A 16,675-nucleotide genomic window follows, 5' to 3' on the forward strand; every position below is an offset into this window, starting at 1 on the left:
AGAATTTGAATAGGATAATACAGTGAAACCTTCTCCTCGAAGAAAAGCCCGTGAATTAGCGGTGCAAGCCGTTTACTCATGGCAGCTAAGCAGTAATGATATTGCCGTTGTGGAAGCACATTTCCTAACGGAAAACGCTAAGCGTCGTTTTGATATTGAGTACTTCCAGCAGTTGTTCCGTGGCGTAACTGCCCGTATTACGCAGTTAGATAACTCAATCGCACCACTAGTTGATCGCCCGCTTGATGAAATTGATCACGTAGAAAAAGCCATTTTACGCACAGCGATTTATGAGTTGAGTGACTGCCAAGACGTCCCTTATCGCGTGATTATTAACGAAGCTATTGAGTTAGCGAAAGCGTTTGCTGCCGACGACAGCCACAAGTTTGTCAACGGTGTGCTTGATAAGTTAGTTAAGCAATTTCGCCCGAACGAATAACCTCCATACGACTTTCATGAAAGAGTTTGATCTGATCAAACGTTTTTTCGCCGAGCAACCTGTTCGGCGAAAAGATGTTCATTTGGGTATTGGCGATGATTGTGCGTTAGTATCGGCTGGCGAGCAGCATCATATTGCGGTGACAACAGATACCCTCGTCGCTGGCGTGCATTTTTTTGAAGACGCAGACCCACGTGCAATAGGGCATAAATCACTGGCGGTTAGCCTTTCTGATTTAGCGGCGATGGGCGCCGAGCCAAGCTGGATATCACTTGCGATCTCTATGCCGAGTATTGATGAGCACTGGGTAAGAGCGTTCTGTACAGGCGTATTTGAGCTGTCGGAATACTACAATGTTCAGCTGATCGGTGGTGACACTACGGCTGGGCCGCTAAGTATTACGGTTACCGCTCAGGGATTACTCCCCGCTAATAAAGCCTTATCACGAGGCGGCGCTGTTAATGGCGACTGGCTTTATGTGACTGGTGAGCTTGGTGATGCTGCACTTGCATTACAGTTTTTAAAGGGCAACGCAGACGTTGCTCGGGAAGACCAAGAAGCCTTGCTTGAAAAACTTCACTACCCAAAACCAAGAGTGCTTGCCGGTCAAATACTCAAGGAATATGCGTCAGCTGCCATTGATCTATCAGATGGTTTGCTCGGTGACTTGGGACATATCTGCCAAGCATCACAGCTTGGTGCTAATGTCGTGCTGGACGATTTACCGATATCAAACGCATTAAGTGCAAATGTAGGAGCAGAGCAGGCGAGAGAGTTTGCGTTAGCTGGTGGTGATGACTACGAGCTACTGTTTACCGTTTCTCAAGACAACAAAGTGGGAATGGAAACGGCTCTGAGTAATGCTGGCGTAAAATACACCTGTATTGGGCAACTCAATAAGTCGATGAAAATTACGACTACGCTAGACAGTCATCCCGTGCCAATCAATGCCAAGGGATTTGAACACTTTAGTGAAGCATCCGAATGACAAATAAGTCTACCGCAGCATTTACGCTGAGCGACCCTGTTCAGTTCTTGGCACTGGGGTTCGGCTCTGGCCTTGCACCAAAAGCTCCTGGCACTTTTGGCACTTTGGCGGCGATACCGCTCTATCTCATCATGGTGATGATGCTGTCAACGACAAGCTACCTTGCGTTAACCTTGCTGGTTTCTGTTGTTGGCATCGCTATTTGTGGTATTGCCGCTAAGAAGGTTGGGGTTCATGATCACCCCGCCATTGTTTGGGACGAAATAGCGGGTTATTTGATTACCATGGCATTTGTGCCAGTGAGTGTTACTAATGTAATCCTAGGTTTTGCATTGTTTCGACTATTCGATATTGTTAAACCGTGGCCAATCTCTATCGCCGACAAACGCCTACATGGCGGGTTAGGCATTATGCTTGATGATGTATTGGCAGGCATAATGGCATGTGCTTGTTTACACGTAATACTCGCATTTACGCCATTCTAGCTTATATTCTCAGCCAACCTCGTTAGCCCTCGTTAGCTTAGTCCAATTAGCCCAATTCAAATGCCAACAAAAAAGCCGAGCGATACGCTCGGCTTTTGACTATGCCTTACTTTGCGCTAATGCAAAATACGCGTGCGAATGGTACCGTTAATTTGCTTGAGCTCAGCGAGTGCCGCTTCACTGCTTTTGCTCTCAACTTCAATGACCACGTAACCTATCTTATCGTCAGTTTGTAGGTATTGCGCAGCAATGTTAATACCAAGGCCGGCGAACGCGTTGTTGATGGCCGTTAACACGCCCGGTTGGTTATGGTGAATATGAAGTAAGCGAGAAGTGCCTGTGTGCTCTGGTAGCGACACTTCCGGGAAGTTTACCGCTGATAGTGTAGAGCCGTTATCAGAGTACTTAGCAAGCTTGCTAGCAACTTCTAAACCGATGTTTTCTTGTGCTTCTTGGGTACTACCGCCAATGTGTGGTGTTAATATCACATTATCGAAGGCACGCAATGGCGATATGAACTCTTCGTCATTACTCTTGGGCTCGACAGGGAACACGTCAATCGCCGCGCCACCAATTTTCTTGCTTTCTAGTGCTTGGGCGAGGGCGTCAATATCAACGACAGTACCACGTGACGCGTTAATTAAAATACTGCCTTGCTTGATCACTTCTAACTCAGCTGCGCCGATCATATTTTGTGTTTGTGGTGTTTCTGGTACGTGTAAGCTGATCACATCAGACTCTTTTAATAGCGCCGTGAGTGAAGGGGCTTGGCTGGCGTTACCTAAAGGTAATTTCGTTTCAATATCGTAAAAGCGCACGCGCATACCTATGGTTTCAGCCAAGATACCCAATTGAGTACCGATATGACCATAGCCGATAATACCCAATGTTTTACCGCGAGCTTCAACTGAGCCTGCGGCTGATTTGAACCATTCGCCGCGATGTGCTTTGGCATTTTTCTCAGGAATACCGCGCAGTAGCAGTAAAATTTCACCAAGTACGAGTTCTGCCACTGAGCGAGTGTTAGAAAATGGCGCATTGAAAACTGGAACACCAAGCACTTGCGCTGCCGTTAGGTCGACTTGGTTAGTGCCAATACAGAAACAGCCGATAGCAACGAGTTTGTTGGCGTTACTCAGCACTTTTTCTGTTAACTGTGTGCGCGAGCGGATACCGATGAAGTGGACATCTTTGATTTTCTCAATGAGTTCATGCTCTGCTAACGAGGTTTTTAAGTACTCAATATTGCTATAGCCTTTAGCTTTAAGCTCTTCTAGGGCACTGGGGTGAACCCCTTCTAATAGGAGAATTTTAATTTTTTCTTTCGCTAGAGATGTTTTATTCATGATGTCCGTACTTCGTTGTAAAAGTTTGTTTTAGATGGCTAGATACCTAAACTAGCATATAGTGCTCTAACTCTAAAGCACTAAATTAGTCTAATCTAGCCCAAATTACGCTCAGCTTTTATGCTCAGTTACGCCATCTTTCGTACCCAGTAATAAACGATTGGCAGCACGACAGGCAAATAAGCCATTAGTCACGACACCGACAATTGCATTAATGGCAATTTCTGTCGCTTTAGGGTCAAGTATTTTCAGATTATAGACATCGAGAATAACGTTGCCGTTGTCGGTAATCACGCCTTGGCGGTAAACCGGATCACCGCCTAGTTTTACCAGCTCTCTTGCGACATAGCTACGCGCCATTGGAATAACTTCAACGGGGAGTGGAAAGTCACCTAGTACACCGACTTGTTTGCTTTCATCGGCAATACAAATAAACTCTTTGGCGACCGCAGCGACGATTTTTTCACGGGTAAGCGCGGCACCGCCACCTTTGATCATGTGCATGTGCTCATTAATTTCATCTGCACCGTCAATATATACATCGAGCTCGTTAACTTCGTTAAGGTCGAACACCTCGATACCATAGGCTTTTAGTTTTTCAGTCGATTGCTCTGAGCTTGAAACTGCGCCTCGGATCTGGTCTTTAATTTCGGCTAAAGCATCAATAAAGTGATTAACCGTAGAGCCAGTGCCTACGCCAACAATGGTATCGGGTTTAATAAATTTAACGGCAGCTTGGCCAACGGCTTTTTTTAATTCGTCTTGCGTCATTTGTTTCGCCTAAGTGTCTAGATTAAGGTTAATGCGGGTCGATTATAGCGTAGAACTTAAATCCTTCGCTTGAATTATTTGAGTCGGCGTGATGATAGTTGATAAGGGGATATCCCATGGCTCGATAGGAATAAGATCGACTTGCTGACAGTCATGTGCCAAGCCGATAACTTCTGAGCGGGTAACACTTTGACGCGCCTTTGCGTTGCTGGAATTGCCACTATTAACATATGAAACCAGTGTTCGGTCGTAAAAACCACCGCCCATGCCAAGGCGGTGGCCTTGATCATCAAATGCGACAAGCGGCGTGAAAATGATGTCGATTGCTGGCAGTGGCATCACGGTCGTTACATCAAGGGCAGGCTCAGGAATGCCAAAACAGTTAATGCGCATTTTACTCTCTGGTGTATAGCAAAGGAACAATAAATGTCCCTTAGAAAAGGGATGTAAAACGGGCAGTACAACCTGTTTTCCGTGTTGCCAACACCATTTTATAAAAGGTGAGGGGCTAAGTTCGCTGTCATTGGCGAGATAAAGTGCAACGGTTTTAGCACGCATAACGCTCGGCAGCGTTGATAGCTTGTCAGACAAACTTATTGCCGCGGAGCGTTGGAAAACATCATCGAGTGAGTTGCGTTTCGCCCGCACGTTTTTCCGGATTTGTACCTTTTGATGCGCTATCTGTTTAGCTGCTGTCGAGTTCAGGACTTGATCGGCAGCTAGTTTAGTTAATGAGTTCAACACTGTGGTTAGTCAGTCCTTTCAGTAAGCTATTAAAGCCTTGTTAGCCAGTAAAGGAAAGTTAGTGTAAACATATTTGTGATTAAAAAGTAGCTCAAAGCTGCTAGTAAAAGGCAGCTGGCCAAACAATAAGCCAAAAAAAAGCACCATACATGATGGTGCTTTTCATATTTTTTACTTGCCTATTTGTTTGCTTATTTCGTGGTTAAAGCAAAGCAAGTCAAACTAACGAACTAAGTTGCGACAGCGGCTTTACCGTCAACTTTATCTTCTGCTTTTTCGTCTTCTGGAAGGTTTTCCCAAATACGGCTTTTCAGGCTAAGCAGTAAGATAACGATACCAATACCAATGCTGAATAGGCTAATTTGAATGTAAAGGTTTGGCATTTCTGAGACATTGTTAGGGTCGAAGTTACCTGCTAGTAAGCCCGCAATAATGTTACCGATAGAGTAAGTTAAGACAAACACCCCCATCATTTGGCCAGCAAAGCGACGCGGTGATAACTTACTTACTGCACTCAAGGCAACAGGACTAAGGCAAAGCTCACCAACAGTGTGCAAAAAGTAAGTGGCAACTAACCAGTAAGGCGCGACTTTAAGACCAGACGCCGCATATTGAGCAGCGAAGAACATCACAATAAAACCACTCGCCATGATCACCAAGCCAACGGCACATTTAATGCCATAACCCGGGCTAACATAGCGCTTACCCACGCTAATCCATAACGCAGCAAAGAAAGGTGAAAGTAGAATGATGAAAATCGAGTTAAGTGATTGGAACCAGCCAGTTGGAACTTCAAAGCTACCCACTAAGCGATCTGTGTAATCACGCGCGAATAAGTTAAGTGATGAACCCGCTTGTTCAAAGCCTGACCAGAAACATGCTGAGGCAATACAGATCAATAGTAGCGCAAGCATGCGGCGTTTTTCATTACCCGTTAATTGCCCCATGAAGAATATCGCACCGAAATACAATACGAATGTTGCTGTAAATACAAGCGCCACAGTCTCCGCTACAGCGACGGCGTCAAAGCTGAGCACACCTTGCATAATCAAGGTCGCAACGACAGCAACAGCACTTAGAAACACCGCAATAACAGACCATGTAATTTTTTGGCCTTGCGGTGAAAGTGGCGACGCAGGCTGAGCCGCAACACCGTTTAGGTTGGGTAGCGTTTTGCGGTACATGATTAAGCCTGCCGCCATCCCAATAGCGGCAGCGCCAAAGGCGTAGTGCCAGCCTTGGTTTTCCATTAAGTAACCACAAACAAAGTAGCCAATCAGTGAGCCGATGTTGATACCCATGTAGTAAAGCGCGTAACCACTATCGCGGCGGTTGTCTTTTTCTGAGTACATCATGCCAACCATGGCACCAATGTTGGGTTTAAGTAAACCTGTACCTAAAACCACCAATATCAAACCAATAAAGAAGGTGCTGTCGCTAGGAATTGCCAACACAATGTGGCCGATCATAATAATGATACCACCGTACCATACGGCTTTTTGACCACCAAGTAATCTGTCTGAAAGCCAACCACCAGGTAAGCCCATAAAATATACGCTTGCTGTGTACAAGCCGTAAATTGCTGCGGCTGATGCAACAGTTAAACCTAAACCGCCTTCTTGCAACGTTGCTGTCATAAATAAGACAAGCAACATACGCATGCCGTAATAGCTCATGCGCTCCCACATTTCTGTAAAGAAAAGGGTTTGCAAGCCTTTTGGATGACCGAAGAAAGTCCCTTGAGTAGGGGAATTCATATAATTATCCTTTCTAATATTCAAAATCAGCCCGTGTTATACCTTTGCTGACACAGAAACGCAAGGCTAGCGAGATAAAGGCTTTGAAATGTAAGCTGAAATATTTTACCGAGTATTTAATCTAATCTTGATACCAACTAATTATGCTCAAATATTGCTTTATTAACCTTAGTTTTGGGTAACAATAGTGAATAACAAATCAATTCAAATGCTATGTTCATCGTTATCTTCTAGCGAGAAATTTTTGCTGATATCAAGACAAATTTGCGCGTCAATAGCGAGTCTCGGCTTAGGGTTCAACGTCGCTCTATCTCCCCCATCCGTGGGGTCGTATTGCAAGTAAATTTAACGCTGGTAGCAGTAAAAATAGCCGCGAGAAGCACATTAGTTATCCAGAGCTGAGGTTTTATTAGCTAATTGAAAGGCTTTTTGTTGACGAGCCCGGTGATTGGCTATCTCTTAGAATGAAACTTGGTTATCATAATTCTTTGTTAATTCTTGTTGCGCTTTGCCTGCTTGTTGCAAAGGGCGGAAAATAAAAAATATGCTTATGCAAAGCGAAGTTGCTCCTAAGCAAAACTATCTTCGAGTAGGGAATTCATGAAAATAACGGTTTTTGGCATTGGCTATGTCGGTTTAGTGCAAGCTGCTATTTTGGCCTCTGTTGGGCATGACATAGTTTGTGTTGATGTCGACGAGGAAAAAGTTGCCAACCTAAAAAAAGGAATTATTCCAATTTATGAACCGGGTTTGACGCCTATTGTTGAGCAAACCTACAAAGATGGCCTGTTAAATTTCACAACCGATGCTAAAGCCGGAGTCGAGCATGGTACGCTTCAATTTATAGCTGTTGGTACACCGCCAGATGAAGATGGCTCAGCCGATCTGAAATACGTGTTAGCGGTTGCAGAAACCATTGCTACCCATATGACATCGGCAAAAATTGTTGTTGATAAATCGACCGTGCCTGTGGGCACCGCAGATCAGGTGAGTGCTCGTATCCAGCAAGTGCTAGACTCTCGCAATGCAGCGCTCGACTTTGATGTCGTCTCTAACCCTGAATTTCTCAAAGAGGGAGCGGCAGTTAACGACTGTATGAAGCCTGATCGCATCGTGGTTGGCACCAACAATGAAAATTCTCGCGAAGCAATGCGCGAGCTGTATGCACCATTTAATCGCAATCACGATCGTATGATATTTATGGATGTTCGCTCGGCTGAACTGACAAAATATGCGGCCAATTGCATGCTGGCGACCAAAATTTCATTTATGAATGAAATGGCGAATTTAGCTGAAAAATTGGGGGCAGATATCGAAGCAGTGCGTCATGGTATCGGCTCCGACTCCCGTATTGGTTATCAATTTATTTACCCAGGCTGCGGCTATGGCGGCTCCTGTTTCCCCAAAGACATACAAGGATTAGTGCGTACAGCACAAGGTATAGATTACCAACCGACTTTACTCGAAGCGGTTGAACGTGTTAACTACAAACAAAAGCGTAAACTATTTACGCATTTGCACAATTACTTCAATGGTGAACTTGAAGGGAAAAAAATTGCACTTTGGGGGTTGTCGTTCAAACCGCAAACGGACGATATGCGTGAAGCATCTTCACGTGTGTTAATGGAAGCACTGTGGCAAGCTGGTGCTTTAGTTCAAGCATATGATCCAGAAGCGATGGATGAGTGTCAGCGAATATACGGGGATCGTGATGATTTGACTTTGGTTGGTACCAAAGAGCAGGCGTTGAAAGGTGCTGATGCGCTCGTTATCTGTACGGAGTGGAGCCAGTTTAGAGCACCTGATTTTGACTATATCGCCGAGACATTAACACACCAAATAGTAGTTGACGGCCGTAATTTGTATGATCCGCAACAGATGTCATCACGTGGCTTTCGTTATTATGCAATTGGTCGTGGTGATAGCGTACAAGCAGTGAATTAATGAGATGGTGTTTGGCGCAGTGAAATAGCGAACGGAGTGCGACAGTGAAATATTTAGTCACAGGAGCGGCAGGCTTTATCGGCTTTCACGTCGTTCAGCGATTACTGGCACTGGGTCATTATGTGGTCGGGATTGATAATCTCAACGACTATTACGACGTAAACTTAAAAAAAGCACGACTAGCGCAGCTCAATGACCATAAATTGTTTCATTGTGAGCAACTCGACCTTGTCGATCGAGATGGCATCGCCGCCCTGTTTTGCCGAGAAAAGTTTACTCGAGTAATACACCTAGCTGCCCAGGCTGGCGTTCGATACTCCATCGACAACCCGATGGCATACGCAGATGCTAACCTAGTTGGACACCTAACCATATTGGAAGGCTGTCGCAATACCAAGGTCGAGCATCTCGTATACGCCTCTTCTAGCTCTGTGTATGGTCTCAACAATAAAACGCCTTTTGCGACTGCTGATGCTGTTGACCATCCCGTATCTTTGTATGCAGCAACCAAAAAGTCTAATGAGCTAATGTCGCATACCTATTCCCACTTGTATGGCTTGCCGACCACAGGTTTGCGTTTTTTCACTGTATATGGCCCTTGGGGTAGGCCAGATATGGCATTGTTCAAGTTCACTAAGGCGATTTTTGAAGGCCAAGCCATCGATATTTATAATCACGGTGACATGAGGCGAGACTTCACCTACATTGACGATATTGTTGAAGGCGTTATTCGCGTTCAGGCTCAGGTGCCAGCTAGCAATTGTGATTGGCGCGTTGAAATAGGTAGTGCCGCATCGAGCAGCGCGCCATATCGGGTGCTTAATATTGGTAATGGTCAGCCAGTTAAGCTGATGTCGTTTGTCGAGTCACTTGAGCAAGCAATTGGGCGTAAAGCGAAAAAACACATGGTGCCAATGCAGCCGGGGGACGTTTATCAAACATATGCCGATGTTGAAGAGCTGTTTTCTGCAACTGGCTATAAACCTCAGGTGAAAGTAGAAGAGGGCGTTCAGCACTTTGTTGACTGGTATCGCCGTTATTACCAAATTTAATTAATATTTAGATAAAAAAAACGTAAAGGAAGAATATGGCAGCGCAAATTAGAAAAGCAGTAATTCCTGTCGCGGGCTTGGGCACTCGTATGTTACCCGCGACGAAGGCGATTCCCAAAGAGATGCTCCCCATCGTAGACAAACCTTTAATACAGTACATTGTCAACGAATGTGTTGATGCGGGTATTAAAGAAATAATTTTAGTCACTCACTCTTCAAAGAACGCCATTGAAAACCACTTCGATAAGTCTTTTGAGTTAGAGACAACACTGGAAATGCGTGTCAAACGTCAGTTGCTAGAAGAAGTGCAAGCGATTTGTCCGAAAGACGTAACCATTATGCACGTGCGTCAAGGGGAAGCTAAGGGGCTAGGTCATGCTGTTTTAAAAGCGAGACCATTAGTGGGCGATGAGCCATTTGTCGTGGTCTTACCGGATGTCATTCTCGACGACAGTAGCGCAAACCTTGAAACAGAAAATTTAGCAGCCATGCTTGCTCGCTACAACGAAAGTGGCCATAGCCAGATCATGGTTGAGCCTGTGCCGATGGAAAAAGTGAGTAGCTACGGTGTGGTCGATTGCGGCGGTGCTAAGCTTAACGCCGGAGATGTCGCACCAATGACCGCCGTGGTTGAAAAGCCACCAGTGCAAAAAGCGCCATCGAATTTAGCCGTGGTTGGCCGTTATGTTTTGTCAGCGCAAATTTGGGATCTACTTGAATTTACACCGCCGGGCGCGGGTGATGAAATTCAGCTGACCGATGCCATTGCCAGCTTGATGAAAGTGGAAACGGTGGAAGCATTTCACATGACGGGCAAGTCACACGACTGCGGTTCAAAATTTGGTTACATGAAAGCGAATGTGGAATATGCACTTCGCCACCCTGAACTCAAAGCACAATTTAGTGAGTTTCTTGCTGAACTTAACCAGCAAAGCTAAAACTCAAAGCTAAACCAGAAAATTGCGGAACAATGGGGTTCCGCTTAGGCATATCTGCTTTTAAATAACCAGAAGTTATATGAAAGCAGATTGTTATATGGTCTGCAGTAGTCTTATATGCCAGAATAATGACCATATCAGAATAAGCTAACTAGCAATTACATAGTTCAGGGCAGCAAGTACAAGCTCGCCTAATAAGGCTATGTTTATTCAAGGGTTAGCGGCAAATGTGATAATAAATATAACGGTCACACTGTTCGTCAATTATTCGAATTATTAAACTTAACCTAATGACTTGCCCATGAACTTAACACACCTACAAAAGCTCGAAGCTGAATCTATTCACATTATTCGCGAAGTAGCTGCGGAATTTGACAAACCCGTCATGCTTTACTCGGTTGGTAAAGACTCTGCGGTTCTTTTGCACTTGGCACGCAAAGCATTTGCACCAGGTAAAATTCCTTTCCCACTACTGCACGTTGATACCGACTGGAAATTCAAAGAAATGATCCAGTTTCGCGATCAAATGGCGGAAAAATATGGGTTTGAGCTGCTTGTTCATAAAAACCCTGACGGTATAGCGATGGGCATGAATCCGTTTGATTACGGCAGTGCTAAACATACCGACGTCATGAAAACGCAAGGGCTCAAGCAGGCGTTAGATAAATATCAGTTTGATGCCGCGTTTGGCGGTGCTCGTCGCGATGAAGAGAAATCTCGTGCGAAAGAGCGCGTTTACTCGTTCCGTGATAAAAATCACCGCTGGGATCCGAAAAGTCAGCGCCCTGAGTTGTGGAATGTCTACAACGGCAAGGTAAATAAAGGCGAAAGCATTCGCGTATTCCCGCTGTCTAACTGGACTGAGCTTGATATTTGGCAATATATCTATTTAGAAAACATTGAAATTGTGCCGCTTTACTTATCCGCTGAGCGCCCAGTAGTAGAGCGCGACGGTACCTTGATCATGGTGGATGACGAGCGCATGCCACTGGGTGAAAACGAAACACCGATGATGAAAAAAGTTCGCTTTAGAACGTTAGGCTGCTACCCGTTAACCGGGGCCGTTGAATCAGAAGCAGCAACTTTGCCTGATATTATTCAGGAAATGTTACTTACCAAAACTTCAGAGCGCCAAGGTCGCGTGATTGACCATGACTCTTCTGGCTCGATGGAGAAGAAAAAAATGGAAGGCTATTTCTAACGGCACATAAACGTTAGCACCAACATTTTTTACGCACATTTTCTGAATTAGATAAATTAGGATTTACCAAGATGAGTCACCAATCAGACTTAATTGAACAAGACATTGAAGCTTACTTAAAGCAGCATGAAAACAAAGAGCTGGTTCGCTTTTTAACTTGCGGTAGTGTTGACGACGGCAAAAGTACACTTATTGGTCGCTTACTTCACGACTCAAAAATGATTTTTGAAGATCAGTTAGCGGCGATAGAAAAAGACAGCAAGAAATCAGGTACAACCGGTGAAGCGGTTGATTTAGCGTTACTTGTTGACGGTTTGCAGTCGGAGCGAGAGCAAGGTATCACTATAGATGTTGCCTATCGTTACTTCTCTACTGAAAAGCGCAAATTTATCATCGCCGACACCCCTGGCCATGAGCAATATACTCGTAACATGGCAACGGGTGCATCGACGTGTGATTTAGCGATCATCTTAATTGATGCACGTCGAGGTGTGCAGGTTCAAACGCGTCGTCACTCGTTTATTTGCTCATTACTCGGCATCAAGCACGTGCTAGTTGCGGTGAACAAAATGGATTTGGTGGAATACGACCAAGATCGTTACCAGCAAATCAAAAAAGACTACCGTGAATTTGCCGAAGCACTGAATTTTGATGATATTCGCTTTGTGCCAATTTCGGCGCTTAACGGTGATAATGTTGTTGATGAAAGTGAAAATATGCCTTGGTACCCCGGTGCGACCATGATGAAATTACTCAACACCATCAAGGTTGAGCCTGCGAATCAATTAAGTGAATTCCGCTTTCCTGTGCAATATGTCAATCGCCCACACCTTAACTTCCGCGGTTTTGCCGGTACGGTAGCTGCTGGCCAAGTACGTGTGGGGGATACGGTTGTCGCTTTGCCATCGGGCAAAGAGAGCGAAGTCAAATCTATCGTCACTTTCGATGGCGAGCTTGAGCGCGCAGAGCTCGGCCAAGCGGTAACACTAACGCTGACCGACGAAATTGATATCAGTCGCGGTGAAATGATAGTACGCAAAGGCAGTAGCATTGTTTCGTCTAAAGAATTCAACGCCTCTGTGGTTTGGATGCACGATGACGCGTTAGAAACGGGCCGTGAATACTACATTAAACACGGCAGCAAACTGACGACGGGTCATGTATCGAGCATTGTTAGCCGAACGGATGTTAACACCTTAGAGCAAAGTGAGGCGACTAATTTAGCGCTAAACGAAATCGGCTCAGTGAATTTTGAAGTGGCTCAAGTGTTGCACTTTGACCCCTACCAAACAAACCCAGAGACAGGTGCGTTTATCATTATTGATCGCCTAACGAACATTACTGTTGGCGCCGGTATGATCAACCACGAAACGCAAAAAGATGAAGCACAAACCTTCTCTGCGTTTGAAATCGAGTTTAATGCCTTAGTACGCAAGCATTTCCCGCATTGGCGCGCGCGCGATATTGCTAAGTTATTCAATTAATTCCGTTAAAATCCTTTAACCACTTGCGCGACTCAATAACTTGGGTAATAGTAAGTGGTTAAGGGCAATGTAACTGCAACTACTTGAAGAGACTGCTTTTATGACAGCAATGCAATGGTTTGTGCTGGCTGTTTTCGTAGCTACCTTTTTAGGCCTAATCAGATTTCAAAAAGTACCTGAGCGGGTATTTTTTGCCTCTACTTTAACGTGCTTGCTGGCCTCTATTGTCTCTACGCAAGACATTTTGTATAACGCGGTCAACCCAGGTTTAGTGACCTTGCTGTTGCTTGTGTTTTGTTCGTTTTCTTTTGAGCGAACCAGCGTGCTGCGCAAACTTTCTAACATTTTAATTAGTGGTTCAAAAGTTAAATCGACTCTGCGTACGTTACTCAGTGCTGCATTTGCTTCGGCGCTAATGAATAACACCGCTGTTGTTGCAAGTTTAATTAATACCATAAAAAACAACACACTAATCAACCCTGGAAAATTGTTACTGCCATTGTCTTTTGTCGCCATTCTCGGTGGCACATTAACGCTTGTCGGGACATCGACGAATTTGCTGGTTAACAGTATGTACATCGAGCAAAGTGGCCAGCCACTGCAGTTTTTCGATTTCACCTTAGTTGGTGGCACCGCACTGGTTATTTGCTTCTTTGTCATCGCCCTTAGAGCGGGTTCATTGCCTGATATTGCCGAAGAAGCGCTGCAAACCAAAGAGTATTTGCTTGAAGCAGAAATTGCTGAAGACTCGAGTTTGATTGGCAAAACCGTTGAAGAAAATGGCTTGCGCAACCTGGATTCAATATTTTTGGTCGAAGTGGTCAGAAAAGGGCGCTTGATTTCACCGGTCACGCCGGAAGAAGTGCTTCAGCCGAAAGACAAACTGATCTTTAGTGGTGATATTACCAAAGTTTTGACACTGCAACAGTTTGATGGCCTTACGCTATTTGCCGAACAAGATGGCTTGCTACGAGACAACCTTACGGAAGTGGTGATTAAGCCGGACTCCTCTGTGATAGGTAAAAGCTTAAAAAGTGCAGGCTTTCGAGCGCGTTTCGATGCTGCCGTTGTCGCAATTCGTCGAGAAGGGGAAACCTTGTCGGGCAAGCTTGGTGAAATTACCATTCAGTCAGGGGATTTTCTCGTGCTTGCCGTTGGTGGTGACTTTAGTTCGCGTACTAACTTATCTAAAAACTTTTATATATTGTCTGGTCACAAACCCGACAACATGCTCTCGGGCTGGCGAGACAAACTCACCGTTGCTGGCTTTTTTATTACCATAGGTGTGTCTGTTTTTACCTCCATCTCGCTACTCAAATGTTTGATGTTTTATGTCGCGCTGCTGGTTTTCTCGGGTTGCCTGACAATTAACGAGATCAAACGTCGCTTTCCGCTGGAAATCTGGATGATAGTGCTAAGCGCATTAACGCTCGCCAATGCCATGGAAAACAGTGGCTTAGCGGCCGTTATGGCGGAAAACGTTGAGCGCGTGTTAGATGGCAAAAGTATCTATGTCGCCTTTGTGTTAATTTTCGTTTTATCGTTATTGGTTACCGAACTTGTCACCAATAATGCCGCCGCCGCGCTAATTTTTCCAATAGCTTACAATATTGCGCTGGGGCTGGATGCCAGTCCTCTGCCATTTGTGATGGCGGTAGCGTTCGCTGCTAGTGGCAGTTTTATTAGCCCCTATGGCTATCAAACGAATGTCATGGTATATAACGCGGGTAATTATCGCTTAGGGGATTTCGTTAAGTTCGGTATTCCTGTCTCGTTGACATATTCACTGGTGGTGTTAGTGATGATCCCACTTGTCTTCCCATTCTAGTCACTATATTAGTAACTAACGATTAATAGCTAGGTACAACACACCGATGAAAACAGAAAATACGGTCTGGCACCAACAACAAGTGGTTAAATGCCAACGTGCAGCGCAGAAAAAACAGCGCCCTTGTCTACTTTGGTACACGGGTCTAAGCGGATCAGGTAAATCAACAATTGCCAATGCGGTTGATGCCTTGTTATTTGAACGTGGTCATCATACCTATTTATTAGATGGCGACAATGTACGCCACGGCTTAAATGGCGATCTGGGCTTTAGCGATACCGATCGGGTTGAAAATATTCGCCGTATCAGCGAAGTAAGCAAATTGTTTATTGATGCTGGATTAATTGTTTCTACTGCGTTTATCTCACCCTTTAAAGCAGATCGCGCCCAAGCGCGCGAGCTGTTAGCGGCAGGGGAATTTATCGAAGTGTTTATCGATACGCCTATCGACATTTGTGAGCAGCGCGACCCCAAAGGCTTATACAAGAAAGCCCGAGCGGGCGAGATTAAAGACTTTACCGGTATCGATTCTGCCTACGACATTCCACAAGCGCCAGAATTACACGTTAAAACGTCGGAGCTGGATATAACGCAATGTGCCGAGCAAATTGTTAGCTACCTCGCTGACCATGGCTATTTGTCTTAAATCTGCCTGTGCTTAACTCTTTGATGAACTTTTACAGCCAGCTCAAGACAAGGAAAAAGTATGCATTTTGATGTATTTAATGGCGATGCTGACGGAATTTTAGCGCTAGTGCAGCTTCGCTTGGCAGAGCCAAAAGAGAGCACTTTAGTGACTGGCGTTAAACGTGATATCTCGCTGTTGGCGAAACTGGACGTGGCGCAAGTAACGTCAGTTACCGCGCTTGATATTTCAATGGAAAAAAACGCTGACGGGGTAGCTAAACTGCTGGCGGCTAATAAACCTGTATTTTACGTTGATCATCACCGCGCTGGCGATATCCCAGATAATCCAAATCTGCAGGCTATTATTGATTTAGATGCCAATACGTGTACCAGTTTACTGGTGAATGAGCACCTAAACCACGCCCATTATTTATGGGCGATTGCCGCGGCCTTTGGTGACAATATGAATAACGCTGCGGTTGAGTTGGCTAAACAGCATAGCGTTAGCGAACAAGACCAAGCTTTTTTGCAGGCGCTTGGTATCTACGTGAATTACAATGGTTATGGCCGTACGGTTGAAGACTTACATGTCGCGCCAGCTAAACTCTTCAAAGTGTTGCTGCAGCACACCAATCCACTTGACCTTAGAGCAGATACAAATTCAGTGTTTTATCAACTCGAAGCGGCTTATCAGCAAGATATGAGCAATGCCGCACAAGCGCTTTGTCATCACGACAATCATATCGCCAAGGTCATAGAGCTGCCCGACCAGGCTTGGGCGAGGCGCGTTAGTGGTGTGCTTGGCAACGATTTAGCGAATCAGTCGCCGGATAAAGCACACGCTGTATTAACACAAAATGGCGATGATACGTTTACCGTAAGCTTGCGGGCACCGCTTAGTAATCGCCAAGGTGCAGATAATATCTGTACTCAGTTTGCAACTGGTGGTGGCCGAGCCGCAGCTGCTGGCATTAATCAGTTGCCGCAAGCGCAATTACCAAAATTTATCGATACGCTGGTCGCGTATTATGCTTAATCTCAACACAATAACGATGACTACAAGCTCGTAAG

General features: G+C 45.1%; 15 protein-coding genes. 11 read left to right on the forward strand and 4 right to left on the reverse strand.

The annotated features are described in order from the left end of the window. Positions 1-22: 22 nt before the first annotated feature. Genes nusB through DXX93_RS05810 form a run of 3 tightly spaced genes read left to right on the forward strand, consistent with a single transcriptional unit; the run spans position 23 to position 1,912 of the window. Entirely contained in the window at positions 23-439 is a 417-nt protein-coding gene (gene nusB / locus DXX93_RS05800; RefSeq protein ID WP_116007261.1) for a transcription antitermination factor NusB, read from the forward strand. Positions 440-455: 16 nt separating this feature from the next. Beyond that, positions 456-1,427: a thiamine-phosphate kinase gene (gene thiL / locus DXX93_RS05805; RefSeq protein WP_116007262.1), complete on the forward strand. Its 972-nt coding sequence runs from the start codon at positions 456-458 to the stop codon at positions 1,425-1,427. Then, complete coding sequence (locus DXX93_RS05810; RefSeq protein WP_116007263.1) at positions 1,424-1,912, forward strand: phosphatidylglycerophosphatase A family protein; 489 nt, start codon at positions 1,424-1,426, stop codon at positions 1,910-1,912. Before thiL ends, DXX93_RS05810 begins: the two co-directional genes overlap by 4 nt. A gap of 116 nt (positions 1,913-2,028) precedes the next feature. Here DXX93_RS05810 and serA read toward each other — a convergent pair whose 3' ends face one another. From serA to DXX93_RS05830, 4 genes are all read right to left on the reverse strand, one after another. Then, a complete protein-coding gene (gene serA, locus DXX93_RS05815) occupies positions 2,029-3,258 on the reverse strand; it encodes a phosphoglycerate dehydrogenase (RefSeq protein ID WP_116007264.1) in 1,230 nt (409 codons plus the stop codon). 111 nt (positions 3,259-3,369) lie between these two features. Then, positions 3,370-4,029, reverse strand: coding sequence for a ribose-5-phosphate isomerase RpiA (rpiA, locus tag DXX93_RS05820; protein WP_116007265.1), 660 nt, complete (start codon positions 4,027-4,029; stop codon positions 3,370-3,372). A 42-nt stretch (positions 4,030-4,071) separates the two neighbouring features. Beyond that, on the reverse strand, positions 4,072-4,773 hold the full coding sequence (locus tag DXX93_RS05825; protein ID WP_258872594.1) for a 5-formyltetrahydrofolate cyclo-ligase: 702 nt from the start codon (positions 4,771-4,773) through the stop codon (positions 4,072-4,074). Positions 4,774-5,003: 230 nt separating this feature from the next. Next, positions 5,004-6,530 carry a peptide MFS transporter gene (locus DXX93_RS05830; RefSeq protein ID WP_116007266.1) on the reverse strand — a complete coding sequence of 509 codons (1,527 nt, stop codon included), beginning with the start codon at positions 6,528-6,530 and terminating at the stop codon, positions 5,004-5,006. A gap of 600 nt (positions 6,531-7,130) precedes the next feature. Here DXX93_RS05830 and DXX93_RS05835 point away from each other — a divergent pair. The 8 genes from DXX93_RS05835 (at position 7,131) to DXX93_RS05870 (ending at position 16,640) form a co-directional block, all read left to right on the forward strand. Continuing rightward, entirely contained in the window at positions 7,131-8,474 is a 1,344-nt protein-coding gene (locus tag DXX93_RS05835) for a UDP-glucose dehydrogenase family protein (protein WP_116007267.1), read from the forward strand. A 44-nt stretch (positions 8,475-8,518) separates the two neighbouring features. Then, the gene (locus DXX93_RS05840; protein WP_116007268.1) at positions 8,519-9,526 is read left to right on the forward strand and encodes an NAD-dependent epimerase; all 1,008 of its coding nucleotides are present in this window, start codon (positions 8,519-8,521) and stop codon (positions 9,524-9,526) included. 35 nt (positions 9,527-9,561) lie between these two features. After that, positions 9,562-10,464, forward strand: coding sequence for a UTP--glucose-1-phosphate uridylyltransferase GalU (gene galU / locus DXX93_RS05845; RefSeq protein ID WP_116007269.1), 903 nt, complete (start codon positions 9,562-9,564; stop codon positions 10,462-10,464). A 301-nt stretch (positions 10,465-10,765) separates the two neighbouring features. Further along, positions 10,766-11,665 carry a sulfate adenylyltransferase subunit CysD gene (gene cysD, locus DXX93_RS05850; protein WP_116007270.1) on the forward strand — a complete coding sequence of 300 codons (900 nt, stop codon included), beginning with the start codon at positions 10,766-10,768 and terminating at the stop codon, positions 11,663-11,665. A gap of 71 nt (positions 11,666-11,736) precedes the next feature. Next, positions 11,737-13,149: a sulfate adenylyltransferase subunit CysN gene (gene cysN / locus DXX93_RS05855; RefSeq protein ID WP_116007271.1), complete on the forward strand. Its 1,413-nt coding sequence runs from the start codon at positions 11,737-11,739 to the stop codon at positions 13,147-13,149. A 100-nt stretch (positions 13,150-13,249) separates the two neighbouring features. Further along, positions 13,250-14,977 (forward strand): SLC13 family permease, encoded by a 1,728-nt coding sequence (locus tag DXX93_RS05860; protein WP_116007272.1) that lies wholly within the window; start codon positions 13,250-13,252, stop codon positions 14,975-14,977. A 46-nt stretch (positions 14,978-15,023) separates the two neighbouring features. Beyond that, on the forward strand, positions 15,024-15,623 hold the full coding sequence (gene cysC, locus DXX93_RS05865) for an adenylyl-sulfate kinase (RefSeq protein ID WP_116007273.1): 600 nt from the start codon (positions 15,024-15,026) through the stop codon (positions 15,621-15,623). Between the two features lie 60 nt (positions 15,624-15,683). Beyond that, on the forward strand, positions 15,684-16,640 hold the full coding sequence (locus DXX93_RS05870; RefSeq protein WP_116007274.1) for a DHH family phosphoesterase: 957 nt from the start codon (positions 15,684-15,686) through the stop codon (positions 16,638-16,640). Positions 16,641-16,675 lie beyond the last annotated feature (35 nt).

The sequence above is a fragment of the Thalassotalea euphylliae genome (assembly GCF_003390335.1).
GTDB classification, from domain to species: domain Bacteria; phylum Pseudomonadota; class Gammaproteobacteria; order Enterobacterales; family Alteromonadaceae; genus Thalassotalea_F; species Thalassotalea_F euphylliae_B.